Origin of the sequence: Tahibacter harae, from assembly GCF_024437735.1 — a bacterium.
GTDB classification, from domain to species: Bacteria; Pseudomonadota; Gammaproteobacteria; order Xanthomonadales; family Rhodanobacteraceae; genus Tahibacter; species Tahibacter harae.
In genome coordinates, this window is sequence record NZ_JANFQO010000004.1 from 273,722 (window position 1) to 286,123 (window position 12,402).

Below are 12,402 nucleotides of genomic sequence, written 5' to 3' on the forward strand. Positions count from 1 at the left end.
GCGGCGCCCGCGGTTCCGCAGCTGGTGAAATGTGCAGCACGTTCGCGGATGCGGCCTCGGCGCTGTCATGACAGCGCCGGTTCCATCACGGAAACAAACAGCCAGCGATCAAGCAGCCCTGAGCATCGGCCGCAGGCGCAACGCTGAACCCAAGCGCGCCTGCAACCGCCCTGCGCGCAACCCTACTGCGCCGGCTTCGTGTTGAGGAAATCCACCGCCAGTTGAAGCATCGCCCGCGTGCCCACGTCCAGCGATTTTTCGTCGAGGAAGAACTTGGGCGAGTGATTGGGCGCGGCCTTGGCCAGATCCTGTCCCGGCGGCACCACGCCGACGAAGAAGTACAGGCCAGGTACTTCGTCGGAGAAGTAACTGAAGTCCTCGGCGACCATGTTGGGCGGCACGTCGATGACGTTGTCGGCGCCGACGGCACGCTCCAGGCTGGGGCGCATGCGTTTGGTCAGCGCGGCGTCGTTGCGCGTGACCGGATTGGTGGCCTCGGGCATGGGCGCTTCCAGTTCCACCCGCGCGCCCTGTGCCTGTGCCACGCCTTCGGCGGTGCGGTGCAGGCGCTGGAACAGGTCGTCGCGCATAGCCTTGTCGAAGGTGCGCACGGTGCCTTCCAGCTCCACCTTGTCCGGAATGATGTTGTAGCGCACGCCGCCCTGGAACATGCCGAAGGTGAGCACGGCCGGCAGCTTGGAAATGTCCATCTGACGGCTGACGATGGTCTGCGCCTGCGACACGATGGCCGCCGCAGTGACGATGGGATCGACGCCGCGCCAGGGCTGGGCGCCGTGGGTCTGGGATCCGAACACGCGGATCTTGAAGCGGTCCGAGCCGGCCAGCAGCGGGCCTTCGCGCACGCCGACCTGGCCGGCGTGCAAGGTGTAGAACACATGCAGGCCGAATACCGCATCGGGTTTCCAGTCGCGGAACAGGCCTTCCTTGAGCATCAGGCGGGCGCCGCCTTCCTCGCCCGGCGGCGAGCCTTCCTCGGCGGGCTGGAAGATGAACATGACTTCGCCGGCCAGATCCTGCTTCATGCCGGCCAGCGCGGTGGCGACGCCCAGCGCGATCGCCGCGTGCGCGTCGTGGCCGCAGGCATGCATCACGCCGACGTCCTGGCCGCCGTAGGTGCTGCGCACCTTGGAGGCGAACGGCAGGTCGACTTCCTCGGTCACCGGCAGCGCGTCGATGTCGGCGCGGATGGCCAGGCGCGGGCCGGGCCTGCCGCCCTTGAGCCAGCCGATCACGCCGGTATGCGCGACGCCGGTCTTGACCTCGAAGCCCAGCTTCTTCAACTGCGCGGCGATCACACCGGCGGTGCGCTTCTCGCGGTTGCCCAGCTCCGGGTTCTGGTGAAAATCGCGCCTCCATTTCACCACCTGCTCGTTCACGCCCGCGGCGGCGGCAGTCGTGTCGGCGGCCAGCGCCGGAGCGGCGGCGAGAGCGGTCAGCAGGGCAACGCAGATTCGGCGCATGGCAGTGGGTCTCCGCGGAAAATCCGATGGTAGGGCAAAGGGTGGCGGGGCGTTCCAGTGGACTTTGGTCTGGCGCGGGCGCGCGCTCCGCCGCTGTCCATGGCGCACAGCGCGGCCCGGCGCGAATCCCAATCGCCAGTCCCCGCCCTCAAGGCAGGTGCTCCCGCGCCAGATAGTCTTCGCTCTGCATCTCGATTAGCCGCGACTCGGTGCGGCTGAACTCCGCGCGCAGGCGCTCGCCGTCGTAGAGGTCGATGATGGGCACGGCGGCGGACAGGATCAGCTTGACGTGGCGGTCGTAGAACTCGTCCACCATTTCGATGAAGCGCCGCGCCGCATCTTCCATGGTCGGCGTGAACTGCGGCACGCCGGAGACGATGACGCTGCCGTAGAGCTTGCCGATCTCGATGTAGTCGGCCACCGCGCGCGGACCTTCGCAGATCGCCTCGAAGGCGAACCACACCACGTCCTCGGCCAGGCGCAGCACCGGGATGCCGCGGTCGTGGACGCGGATTTGCGTCTGCGCCAGTGCCGCGCCGTGGCTGATGCGCTGGAAGCAGTCGCCCAGGGCGCGCTCGGCGTCATGGCCCAGCGGGTGATGGAATACGCGCGCCTGGGTCAGCGCGCGCAGGCGCCAGTCCTGCGCCGAGACGATCTCGAACACCGTGCAGTGCTGCTGGATCAGCGCGATGGCCGGCAGGAAGCGATCGCGCTGCAGGCCGTTCGCGTACAGGTTCGGCGGCGCGGTATTGGAGGTGGTGACCAGGCATACGCCGCGCGCGAACAGATGCTTGAGCAGGCCGCCCAGGATCATTGCATCGCCGATGTCGCTGACGAAGAACTCGTCCAGGCACAGCACGCGCGCCCCGGCGGCGATGGTCTCCGCCACGTCGGCCAGCGGATCCTCGCGCCCCGGCAGATCCTTCAGCTGCGCCTGCACCTCGCGCATGAAGCGGTGGTAGTGCACACGCTTTTTCTGCGCCAGCGGCAGCTGCTCGTAGAACAGGTCGATCAGGAACGTCTTGCCGCGGCCCACACCGCCCCAGAGGTACAGCCCGCGCACCGCGGCCGGCGCGGCGAAGCGCGCGCGCAGGCGCGCGAACAGGCCGGCGGGTTCGCTTGCCAGCAGCTCGGTGCTGATGCGGTCCAGCTCGGCCAGGACGGCGCGCTGGGCGGCATCGTCCTGCCAGTCGCCGCGGGCGACGCCGGCGCGGTAATGCGCGCTCGCGCTCACTCCGCGGTACGCAGCGGCGGCAGGTTGTCGCGTACGCCGTTCTTCACTGCGCCGCGCAGATCCATCAGCCGGCGGTGGAAGAAATGGCTGGTATCGGGCATGCGCACCAGCTGCGGCGGCTTGGGCAGGCCGGCGACCCAGGCGAACACGGCCGCCGGATCGACCACTTCGTCGGCCTCGCCCTGCACGATCAGCCAGGGGCATTCCGGCAGCGTCACGGCGGAAAAATCCCAGCGCCCCACCGGCGGAGCAATCTGGATCAGCTGCTGTACGCCCAGCGTGTGCGCCGCGCGCAACGCGACGTAGCTGCCGAAGGAAAAGCCCGCCAGCCACAGCGCGTCGCCGGGGCGTTCGCGCCGCAGCCATCCGGCCACGGCGACGAGATCGTCGGTTTCGCCCTGGCCTTCGTCGTAGCTGCCGGCGGAGTTGCCCACGCCGCGGAAATTGAACCGCACCGTGGCCAGGCCCAGCTCGACCAGCGAGCGCGAGACCATGGTCACGACCTTGTTGTGCATGGTTCCGCCGTGCAGCGGATGCGGATGGCAGACGATGGCGGCGCCGCGGCGCGCCTCCTGTTCCGGCAGTTCCACCAGGCATTCCAGCACGCCGGCGGGTCCGTGGAGTTCCAGTGCGCCGGACTGGGCGGGAAAGGCCGGCTGGGAAGTGGGCGATGCGCTCATCCGCCGATTGTAGCCAAGCACCGCCGGCCCGGCGACGCGCGCTGTTTCCCGCCAGGACGCTGCCACGCGAGACTTGGCTGTCGCGCCGCGCCCCCGTGGCCGCCGCCGCGGTAGCGGCCCGCGCCGTTGCGCCCTGTGGCGCGCATCGCAGCGGCATTGGGCCGCGGCCGCTGCGGCGCCCCCTGCGCCGTTGCGCCATCCGGCCGGGACCGCCGCACGACTGCGCGCTGGTTCGCAGTCCGCCGCCCGGCCTATGGATTTGTGCGTGGGCCGGCTGCACAGTCGCCGGTCTTCGTTTTGTACGCTCCCAGGGGAGAACATCATGTCGCACTACCCGACGCTGGGCCGCACCGTTGCCGGCCTGATGCTGCTGGCCGCCGCCGGCGGCGCGGCGGCGGCCGGGCTGTGGTCGGAAGCCAACGCGCCGCTGCGGCTGGACGGCAACGGCCCGCAGCCGGCGAACTACCGCAGCCTGCTGCTCGATGTCCCGGCCGTGACGGCAGCGCTGGACGAAGCCGTCGCCAGCGGCACCCCGTTCCCGCTGCCGCGGCCCGACGGCAGCTACGCCGCCTTCGTACTGGAGGATTCCGGCACCTTGTCGCCGGAACTCGCGGCAAAATTCCCCGAGCTGCGCAGCCTGCGCGGCCGCGACGCCGACGGCAACCGCCTGCGCCTGGACATGTCGGTACTGGGGCTGCAAGCGCTGGTGTTCGACCAGGACGGCAGCTGGGTGGTGCAGCCCGGCACGCTGGGCCTGGGACCGGACTACCTCGCCTTCCGCCGCAGCGACGCCGCCGCCAGCGGACGCTTCCGCTGCGACGTGCACGGACGCGACGAAACGCCCGGGGAACACGTGCGCAATTCGCCCCAGCCGAATACGGTGACCGGCGCCAACCGGCGCGTGCTGCGCATCGCGGTCGCCGCCACCGGCGAATACACCGCGTTCTTCGGCGGTACCGTGAATGCCGGGCAGGCGGCGATTGCCGCGGCGGTCAACCGCGTCAACGAGGTTTATGGCAACGAGTTCAGCGTGACCCTGCAGCTGGTCGCCAACAACAATCTGGTCGTCTACACCAACAGCGGAACCGATCCGTATACCAATAACAGTGGCAGCACCATGCTGGGCCAGAACCAGACCAACCTGGACAGCGTGATCGGCAATGCCAACTACGACCTGGGCCATGTATTCAGCACCGGCGGCGGCGGCGTTGCCACGCTCAACTCGGTCTGCAGCAATTCGACCAAGGCGCGCGGCGTCACCGGCAGCGGCGCGCCCACCGGGGATCCGTTCTGGATCGACTACGTCGCGCACGAAATGGGCCACCAGTTCGGCGGCAGCCATACCTTCAACAGCGAAACCAGCTCCTGCGGCGGCGGCAACCGCAGCGGCGGCGCGGCCTACGAGACCGGCAGCGGCTCCACCATACAGGCCTATGCCGGCATCTGCGGCAGCGACGACCTGCAACCCAACTCCGATCCGTATTTCCACGCCAAGAGCCTGGAACAGATGCAGGCGCGCCTGGACGCCGTGCCGTCCTGCGGCAGCTCCACGCCCAATCCCAGCAGCGCGCCGGTGATTCCGGCCATGACGACGAGCTATGCAATCCCTGCGCGCACGCCGTTCCGCCTGATCGGGCCCGTGGCGACGGACGCCGACGGCGACAGCCTGAGCTACGCCTGGGAGGAATACGACCTGGGCGTGAGCACCCCAATCAATGTCGACAATGGCAGCAGCCCCATCATCCGCTCGTTCAATCCCACTGCCAGCCGCCAACGCATGGTGCCGCGGCTGTCCGCCCTGCTGAGCAATGCGAACCTGCCCGGCGAGATCCTGCCGCAGGTGGACCGCACCGCCCTGCGCTTCCGCCTGACCGTGCGCGACAACCACGCCGGCGGCGGCCGCAGCAGCAGCGCCGACATGCCGGCGATACGGGTGGTCGGCAGCAGCGGGCCGTTCCAGGTCACCACGCCGAACACGGCGCTGAACTGGGCCGCCGGCATTCCGCACACCGTGACCTGGGACGTGGCCAACACCACCGCCGCGCCGATCTCCTGCGCCAGCGTCGCCATCGACATCTCCAGCGACGGCGGCGCCAGTTGGGCCGCAGTGCTGCGCAGTGCGACGCCGAACGACGGCAGCGAGAACGTCGTCATCCCCGGCGCACTGACCGGCAGCCAGGCGCGCATCCGCGTGCGCTGCCCCGACAATATTTTCTTCGATATTTCCAATGTGAACTTCAGCGTGAGCGCGTCGAACGACGGGATCTTCTACGACTCGTTCGAGACGCGCTGAGGCGCAGCGCGCATCGTTGCGGCGCTGCCGCTCGACGGCGCCGCGGCACACCGGTGGCGCGCTGCCGGCCGGCGCGCCGCAGACCGCAGCGCCTCGGGCCGCCCACACCTGGCACCACGCCGGACACAGCGCCACCAGCGACAGCGCGCCGGATGCAACGCCCCGGCCACGCGCCGCCGGCAGAAGGCACCGCAGCCCGGCCTTCGCCGGTCGGCCCACGATCGTCGGGCGGGCTAAGCACCCGCAGCGCCCCGGTACGGATCGTTGCCCCAGCTTTGATGCACCACCCAGCCCAGCGCCACCAACGCCGGGACAGCCAGCAGCAGCGGCGGCAACAGGATGCGATTGCGCAGCAGGCCGGGAATCTCCAGGCGGCCCACTTCGGCGCCGCCGCGGTACAGGCTCAGCTGCGACGGAAGGAAACCGCGCGGCGGCGGTACGCTCCAGCCCGCGTCTTCGCCGGCCGGCTGCAGCGTGATCGCGCCGGCGCGCAGGAACGAGGATCGGCTGTGGACGCGCGCCAGCTCCATCTCGCCCTGCAGCAGGGTATACCGCTGGTCGGCCTGCAGGCGGCTCCAGACGGCCCGCAGCACGCCGCGGCGGCCGCGGGCCAGATCAGCTGCACGGCGTTCGCTGCGGATCACGTATTCGCCGCCGTCCAGACGCAGCGCGGCCAGGCCATTGAAGTCCGCCTGCGCGATCTCACCTACACGACGGCCCTGCGCCAGCACCACGTAGTGCACGGCGCGGCTCTCGTCGACGATCTTCAGCTCCAGCACGGCGGTCTCATTCGTGGCAATGCCTCAGCGTAGTATCCCGACACCATGAATTTTCTGGCCCACGCCCTGCTCGCCGGCGAGGACGACGAACTGATCCTGGGCTGCCTGCTCGGCGACTTCATCCACGGCCGCATCGCACCCGGCCTGCGGCCTGTCGTCGAACAGGGCGTGCGCCTGCACCGCGCCGTGGACGTGCATACCGACGCCCATCCTGTCGTGGCCGGCCTGCGCAGCCATATCCCCGCGCCGTTCCGCCGCTATGCCGGCATCCTGCTGGACATCTGGTTCGATCATCTGCTCGCGCGCGACTTCGGCCGGTGGAGCCGTACGCAGCTGCGGGATTATTCGCAACAGCTGCGCGATCTGCTGCGCAGGCACGACGCGGAACTACCCGAGGAAATGCGCCGCTTCGCCGCCTACATGGAGCGCAACGGCCTGCCCGCGGCCTATGCCGATCCCGCCGTGGCCGGCCGCGCCATCGCCGGCGTGGGCCAGCGCCTGCGCCGCGAGAACCCGCTGCACGAGGCGCTGCCGCTGCTGCAGCAGCTGGACCCGCTGCTGGAAGCCGGCTTCCGCGAATTCTTCCCGCAACTGCAGCAGTTTGTGCGGGAATGGCGGGCGGCTCAGGCGGGCTAGGACACGCGCTCCGGCGGCGAGCCGGAGCGGAACGCCGCCTCTCGCCTTCGGTTGCGCCGCTGCGGCAACCGGCACGCAAGCGGCGGCGCGCGGATCGACAGCCCACAGGCCGGACGACAAGCCGCATCGGCCAGCCCAAAAAGAAAACCGGCGGGACGCGCTCTACGCATCCCGCCGGTCTGTCATACCGCTGTGCTCGCGTGGCGGCGCGGGCTTGCTTACTTGAAGTGGTCCATCATCCAGTGGACGGTGACCTTGATCTGCTCGTCGTTGATCGACGGGTTGCCACCGCGCGGCGGCATCACGCCCTTCTTGCCGGTGAAGCCTTCGGTCGCGTGCTTGATGAGCGTATCGGCGCCCTGGGCCAGACGCGGGCCCCAGTCGGCCTTGTCGTCCATCTTCGGTGCGCCGCTGGCGCCGGTGTTATGGCAGGCGAAGCAGAGGCCGTCGTAGATGACCTTGGGATCGGTGCTGCCGCCGAAGGCGACCTGGGCGGCAGCGGCCTTCTTGCGCGCTTCCTCGGCGGCCAGCATGGCGGCGCGGCCGGTATCGCCGGCGTAGGAATCGCCGACCGGGGCCAGGCGGTCCTGCACCACCTTGTCCGCAGCCGGGCTGGGCTGGGCCGGGTGCTTGGTATAGATGTAGTGGGCAAGCAGGATGAAGGCCAGCGCCATCAGCGCAAGTACGCCGATCAGCATCGAAAAGCGCTTCAGGAATTCGAGGTCGGTCTTGGTAATCGGGCTGCTCACGAAAACACCTTTCCTAGCGGCGGCTGGGCCGGAGAGGCTCCCGGCACGGAAAAAAGACGGGCAAGTATAACGGCCGGCCCCCAGGCACGGAAGCACAGGACTAGCCCGCGCCCCGGCCGGACCGCTATGATGCGCCCCGGTCCGGCCCCACCGCCCGCCGCCGCGAGGCAGCGATCCGGCTAAATCCGCGACCCACTTGGAAAATCCGCCCGGCCGCCGCCACCCGGCAATACCGGACCGGCGGCCCCGTCGTCCAAGGCCATCTACAACGCGCCCGTAGCTCAGCTGGATAGAGTACCGCCCTCCGAAGGCGGTGGTCGGGGGTTCGAATCCCTCCGGGCGCGCCACGACGACCAATCTCCTTGACCTCGCACAAGGCTTGCAGCCCGCGCCAGAACCCCGCCGCGCTCAGCGCCTCGGTTTCAACTGGTGCAGCATCAGCGCGTTTCCCTCGCTGTCGAGGCAGACCGCCATGCGGCAGGCCGGTCCGTGGATGATGTCGCCGCAGAACTGCACGCCTTTGGCGGTGAGTTCTTCGACCAGCCGGCCGAGGTCCTCGACCTCGAACGCGACCATGCCGCCCGCGGAGCGGCTGGGTTCGTTCGGCGTGGTGTTGGTGATGGCCAGGCAGCCGCCTTCGGGCAGGTCGTATTCGATCCAGTGCCTGTCGCCCTGACCGCCGACCAGGCCGGGCGACAGGCCCAGGATCTGTTCGTAGAAGGTGCGCGCCCGGGCGACGTCCTTCGCCGGATACATGACAAACGCCAGCTTTCTGAACATGGGAATCCTCGTGAGGTATTGCGGGGAATATGACTTCGTACAGCAGCGGCGTCAGAGGTAGCCGGCCCACCAGCTGTCCTTGTACCGGCCCTTGAAGCGATCGAACCCGACGCAGGCGGGATACAGGGCGAGCACCACGCCGAACCAGGCGAGGTAGACGACGCCCAGCGGCCAGCCGAAATCCGGAGGAAAGGCTTCGCGCGAGCCGCCGAGCGAGGGGAACGGACCTGAGAAGAACGCCATGCGCACATCGTGATAGCGCGCAACGGCGAGGCACGATGCGATCAGGTGCGCCAGCAGGAAATGCGCGAGGTAATAGAACAGCGGCACGCGGCCGATCACCACCAGCGGATGGCTGATGGACAGCGGGTGGCGCTCCAGCCAGGCCAGTCCCAGCAGCACGGGGCCCAGTGTCATCAGCAGGAACAACAAGGACGGCGGGTATTTGGTCGTCGCCAGGAACGACAGTGCCGTGAACGCCGGCGTTGCCTGCACCGACCAGGGCGAAGGATCGCCGTAGGCATTCACCGCGCGCAGCACGACGAATGCGCCCAGCGACAGCGCGCCCGCCGCCAGGAAGACGTGGCGGCGCTTCGCCGCGCCCGCGTCGTAGAGCGAACCCGCAGCGAAGCCGACGGCGAGCACGCCGAACCACGCCAGCACCGGATAGCCCACGACGACGACCTGCCCGGCAATCCCGAACGCTCCCGGCTGGTGCAGGAGCAGCCACACCGGCGCCAGCGCGCCCCAGTGCGCGGCCTGTACCGGATCGAGCAGATTGTGCAGCAGGACGATCGCCAGCCCGATCGCGCCGATGGTGCGCGCGGAGAGCACGGCGACCAGCGGCGCCAGCGCCAGCATGGACAGGCCAAGCGCGCTCAGGACCAGCACCAGCAGCGGATTCCCGCCCAGCAGCCGGAAATCGAGAATGAAACGGAACACAGTGAGTTCGAGCAGGATCAGCCAGAGTCCGCGCGTCGCCAGGAATTTCGCGACGCCGCGTGCGCAGCCCTGATGCGCCAGCCTGCGCTGCGCGGACAGGCCGGCGATGAACAGAAAGGCCGGCGCGCAGAAACAGGTGATCCAGCGCGTCATGAAGGTCGCGATGGATGTGCGCGACAGATCGCCGGGCGCGAATGCCATGGCATCGGCATGGACGAAATCGCGCACGTGATCCAGCGCCATCAGGATCATGGCGATACCGCGCATCGCATCGATAGCGCTGTGCCTCAGGCCGGGAGCTGCCGCTGTCTTCATCGATCGCTCCGTCTGTCCTGGGCCGCGCGTCGATATTCCACACGCTCTCCCTGCGCGTTTGCACCGCATATCCGGACCATTGGCAGAGCACCTGCCGATTGGTCGATGGAAAGTGCGTGTTCGGCGGAATGCGCGCTTACGTCGGCCGGCTTTCGCCGATTCGACGGATGCGGTGTTCGCGGCGACCGGCCTGCGCGGGCGGTTCCTAAGATGTGCGGAACGCCCGATCACGGTCCGCCACCATGCGCAGTACAGCCAGGCTTCCCTGCATACTCCTACTGCTCGCGGCGGCCTGCACCGCTGCGCCGGTATTCGCCGCGGAAGGATTCCGCAACGCTTTCGTCGCTTCGGACGACGGAGCGCGCATCCACTACCTGGAGGGCGGGACGCCGGCGCGCCGCCCGGCGGTGGTCTTCATTCCGGGGTGGACCTGGACCGCGGACGTCTGGATCGACCAGATGCGGCAGCTGGATGGCAGGGCCGTGTTCGCGATGGATCCGCGCTCGCAAGGGGATTCGTCAAAGACGCACGAGCGCAATTCGCCTGAAGGCCGCGCGGCCGATATCGAGGCGCTGCTGCGCAGGATAGACCGCGGCCCCGTAGTGCTGGTGGGATGGTCGCAAGGCGTGCAGGACATTGCCGCCTATGTGGCGCGTTACGGAACCGCGCGCATCGCCGGCCTGGTCTGGGTCGATTCGGCGCTCTCGGCGGGGCCGAAATCCATCGCGCAGGACCCGGCCGGCACGGCCAGGCTGCTGGAACGCATCGCGATCCTTGCCGAATATCCCAGGGAATACATCGGCGGCATGCACGATGCGTCGCGGATGCAGGCTGTCGATGGCGCCGAGCGTTCGCGCTATATCGCGCTGTCGCGCAAGACGCCCGCCGACCTCGGCCTGGCCATGCTGGTGACCGATCTGCTGACCGTGGACAGGACGCCGGTGCTGGCGAAGATCGACAGGCCGCTGCTGGTGCTGGCCTCGGCCGCGTCGCCCGAGCTGGATGCGCAACGGGCAATCGCCGCGCGCGTGCCGGGTGCGCGCATCGTCGTGGTGGAAAACGCGGGCCATGCGCTGTTCCTGGATCAGCCCGCCGTGTTCTCCAGTGAACTAGCGAAATTCCTGTCGGATCTCGATGCGCGCTGAGCCGCTCAGTCCTTGGGCAGCGGTTTGCCGGCGAACTGCTCGTGCAGAAAGGCCCGCATCATCGCGAAGGCGCGTGCCGCCGCGCGTGCGTCGTAGCGGCAATTGCTGTCCGCCGGGTTGCCGGCGCTGCTTTCCTGCGCGAAGCAATGGCGTGCGCCGCCGAAATCGACCAATTGCCAGTCCGCCGCCACGCGCGTCATTTCTTGCTGGAATTCGGCGACCTGCGCGCGCGGAACGCTTTCATCGGCAGCGCCGTTCAGGACGAGGATCGCGGCCTTCGGCGTCTTGTCGGCGGGCTGGTAGCTGTCGAGATTGCCGTGGAAGCTCACCACGCCGCCGCGCAGCTCAGCCCCGGTCCGCGCCAGTTCCAGCGCCACGCCGCCGCCGAAACAGAAGCCGACTGCGCCGATCGCCTGGGCGTCCAGCGGAAGCTGCGAGGCTTGTTGCTTCAGGACATCGAGGGATTTCAGGGCGCGCGAACGCAGGGTCTTGCCGCGGTCGGCATAGACTGCCTTGACCGCCGCGAGCGACTCGGCATCGTCCTTCGGCCGCACGTCGCTGCCGTAGAGATCGGCCACGAGTACGACGTACTGGCTTCCGGCGATCTGCGTGGCCATCCGTATCGCCTCGTCACCCGCGCCGCGCCAGTTCGGCAGCATCAGGAGTCCCGGGCGCCGCAGCGCCGATGCATCGTCGTACACCGCATAACCGCGGAAATGCACCTGTTCCATCGCCCATTCGACAGGCTTCACCTGCACCGCCCCGATCGCCGGCGCGGCGGCGAGCAGGAGGCCGGTCATGGCCAGCAGTCCGTTCATGCCCAGCTTCGTTGTCCAGCGCATGGTCAATTACCTCGTCGGTCCGGCGGAGTGCGTCCTGAGGAACAAGTGTCCCCCGGCCCAGCACTGGGGAAAAGCCAGCAGGACAAGCGCGATGGGATACCAGGCCGGCGCCAGTCCGTTGCCCCAGGTGGCGGCGAGGGCGACCAGGCCGAGCAGCGTCCCGACCACGCCGAGGTACAGCGCATGCCGCAGCGGCGCGCGCGGCGCGAGCCAGGCCGTGAGTGCCGCGCCCAGGATGCTGATGACGACCCGATAGCTGGTCGCCAGCACGGCCTCTGCCTGGGACAAGGGTTCGCCCCAGGGCCGGTAGATATGGACGGCGTGCAGCAGAATGTCCACCAGAGTACTGGCGACGACGATGAACGCGATACCGGAAACGACAGCAATGATGGATCTTTTCATGGGCGGGGCCGCGGCCTGGAGAAGTGCGTTCACCATAAGGGCGGCGCCTGCCGCCCGCACCGGCCTTGTCGACGAACACGGCATTTACATCGGTGAATTGCACCCTTTTCGACCGGGACCGCGG

12 protein-coding genes and 1 tRNA gene are annotated in these 12,402 nt (G+C 68.7%); 4 read left to right on the forward strand and 9 right to left on the reverse strand.

Features of this window, described 5'->3' with window-relative positions; all coding sequences use genetic code 11:
• Window positions 1-182: 182 nt before the first annotated feature.
• The 3 genes from NM961_RS06200 to NM961_RS06210 all read right to left on the reverse strand — a co-directional run bounded on the left by NM961_RS06200 (window position 183) and on the right by NM961_RS06210 (window position 3,395).
• On the reverse strand, window positions 183-1,481 hold the full coding sequence (locus NM961_RS06200) for an amidohydrolase (protein WP_255913045.1): 1,299 nt from the start codon (window positions 1,479-1,481) through the stop codon (window positions 183-185).
• A gap of 148 nt (window positions 1,482-1,629) precedes the next feature.
• A complete protein-coding gene (gene zapE / locus NM961_RS06205; protein ID WP_255913046.1) occupies window positions 1,630-2,715 on the reverse strand; it encodes a cell division protein ZapE in 1,086 nt (361 codons plus the stop codon).
• The gene (locus NM961_RS06210) at window positions 2,712-3,395 is read right to left on the reverse strand and encodes an alpha/beta hydrolase (protein ID WP_255913047.1); all 684 of its coding nucleotides are present in this window, start codon (window positions 3,393-3,395) and stop codon (window positions 2,712-2,714) included. Before NM961_RS06210 ends, zapE begins: the two co-directional genes overlap by 4 nt.
• Window positions 3,396-3,717: 322 nt before the next feature.
• Here NM961_RS06210 and NM961_RS06215 point away from each other — a divergent pair, with 322 nt between their 5' ends.
• The gene (locus NM961_RS06215; protein WP_255913048.1) at window positions 3,718-5,688 is read left to right on the forward strand and encodes a reprolysin-like metallopeptidase; all 1,971 of its coding nucleotides are present in this window, start codon (window positions 3,718-3,720) and stop codon (window positions 5,686-5,688) included.
• Between the two features lie 233 nt (window positions 5,689-5,921).
• Here the strand turns inward: NM961_RS06215 and NM961_RS06220 are convergent, their stop codons facing one another.
• On the reverse strand, window positions 5,922-6,467 hold the full coding sequence (locus NM961_RS06220; RefSeq protein WP_255913049.1) for a hypothetical protein: 546 nt from the start codon (window positions 6,465-6,467) through the stop codon (window positions 5,922-5,924).
• A 45-nt stretch (window positions 6,468-6,512) separates the two neighbouring features.
• On the opposite strand from NM961_RS06220, the gene NM961_RS06225 reads away from it, so the two are divergent.
• Window positions 6,513-7,103: an acyl carrier protein phosphodiesterase gene (locus tag NM961_RS06225; RefSeq protein WP_255913050.1), complete on the forward strand. Its 591-nt coding sequence runs from the start codon at window positions 6,513-6,515 to the stop codon at window positions 7,101-7,103.
• 218 nt (window positions 7,104-7,321) lie between these two features.
• Here NM961_RS06225 and NM961_RS24130 read toward each other — a convergent pair whose 3' ends face one another.
• Entirely contained in the window at window positions 7,322-7,852 is a 531-nt protein-coding gene (locus NM961_RS24130) for a c-type cytochrome (protein ID WP_255913051.1), read from the reverse strand.
• A gap of 270 nt (window positions 7,853-8,122) precedes the next feature.
• Between NM961_RS24130 and NM961_RS06235 the strand changes: the two genes are divergently transcribed.
• A tRNA-Arg gene (locus NM961_RS06235) sits at window positions 8,123-8,199 on the forward strand.
• A gap of 61 nt (window positions 8,200-8,260) precedes the next feature.
• Here NM961_RS06235 and NM961_RS06240 read toward each other — a convergent pair.
• Window positions 8,261-8,632 (reverse strand): VOC family protein, encoded by a 372-nt coding sequence (locus NM961_RS06240; RefSeq protein WP_255913052.1) that lies wholly within the window; start codon window positions 8,630-8,632, stop codon window positions 8,261-8,263.
• Window positions 8,633-8,683: 51 nt separating this feature from the next.
• The gene (locus NM961_RS06245) at window positions 8,684-9,889 is read right to left on the reverse strand and encodes an acetyltransferase domain-containing protein (protein ID WP_255913053.1); all 1,206 of its coding nucleotides are present in this window, start codon (window positions 9,887-9,889) and stop codon (window positions 8,684-8,686) included.
• Window positions 9,890-10,131: 242 nt separating this feature from the next.
• Between NM961_RS06245 and NM961_RS06250 the strand changes: the two genes are divergently transcribed.
• The gene (locus tag NM961_RS06250) at window positions 10,132-11,034 is read left to right on the forward strand and encodes an alpha/beta fold hydrolase (RefSeq protein WP_255913054.1); all 903 of its coding nucleotides are present in this window, start codon (window positions 10,132-10,134) and stop codon (window positions 11,032-11,034) included.
• Between the two features lie 5 nt (window positions 11,035-11,039).
• Here NM961_RS06250 and NM961_RS06255 read toward each other — a convergent pair whose 3' ends face one another.
• Both NM961_RS06255 and NM961_RS06260 read right to left on the reverse strand, forming a co-directional pair.
• On the reverse strand, window positions 11,040-11,852 hold the full coding sequence (locus NM961_RS06255; RefSeq protein WP_255913055.1) for a dienelactone hydrolase family protein: 813 nt from the start codon (window positions 11,850-11,852) through the stop codon (window positions 11,040-11,042).
• 30 nt (window positions 11,853-11,882) lie between these two features.
• Window positions 11,883-12,278, reverse strand: coding sequence for a hypothetical protein (locus NM961_RS06260; RefSeq protein ID WP_255913056.1), 396 nt, complete (start codon window positions 12,276-12,278; stop codon window positions 11,883-11,885).
• Window positions 12,279-12,402 lie beyond the last annotated feature (124 nt).

What these genes read in the sequence shown, in the direction of transcription:
- NM961_RS06200 (WP_255913045.1), bottom strand. Translation starts at nt 1,481, where the DNA reads ATGCGCCGAATCTGCGTTGCCCTGCTGACCGCTCTCGCCGCCGCTCCG.
- NM961_RS06210 (WP_255913047.1), bottom strand. Translation starts at nt 3,395, where the DNA reads ATGAGCGCATCGCCCACTTCCCAGCCGGCCTTTCCCGCCCAGTCCGGC.
- NM961_RS06215 (WP_255913048.1), top strand. Translation starts at nt 3,718, where the DNA reads ATGTCGCACTACCCGACGCTGGGCCGCACCGTTGCCGGCCTGATGCTG.
- NM961_RS06225 (WP_255913050.1), top strand. Translation starts at nt 6,513, where the DNA reads ATGAATTTTCTGGCCCACGCCCTGCTCGCCGGCGAGGACGACGAACTG.
- NM961_RS06240 (WP_255913052.1), bottom strand. Translation starts at nt 8,632, where the DNA reads ATGTTCAGAAAGCTGGCGTTTGTCATGTATCCGGCGAAGGACGTCGCC.
- NM961_RS06245 (WP_255913053.1), bottom strand. Translation starts at nt 9,889, where the DNA reads ATGAAGACAGCGGCAGCTCCCGGCCTGAGGCACAGCGCTATCGATGCG.
- NM961_RS06250 (WP_255913054.1), top strand. Translation starts at nt 10,132, where the DNA reads ATGCGCAGTACAGCCAGGCTTCCCTGCATACTCCTACTGCTCGCGGCG.
- NM961_RS06255 (WP_255913055.1), bottom strand. Translation starts at nt 11,852, where the DNA reads ATGAACGGACTGCTGGCCATGACCGGCCTCCTGCTCGCCGCCGCGCCG.
- NM961_RS06260 (WP_255913056.1), bottom strand. Translation starts at nt 12,278, where the DNA reads ATGAAAAGATCCATCATTGCTGTCGTTTCCGGTATCGCGTTCATCGTC.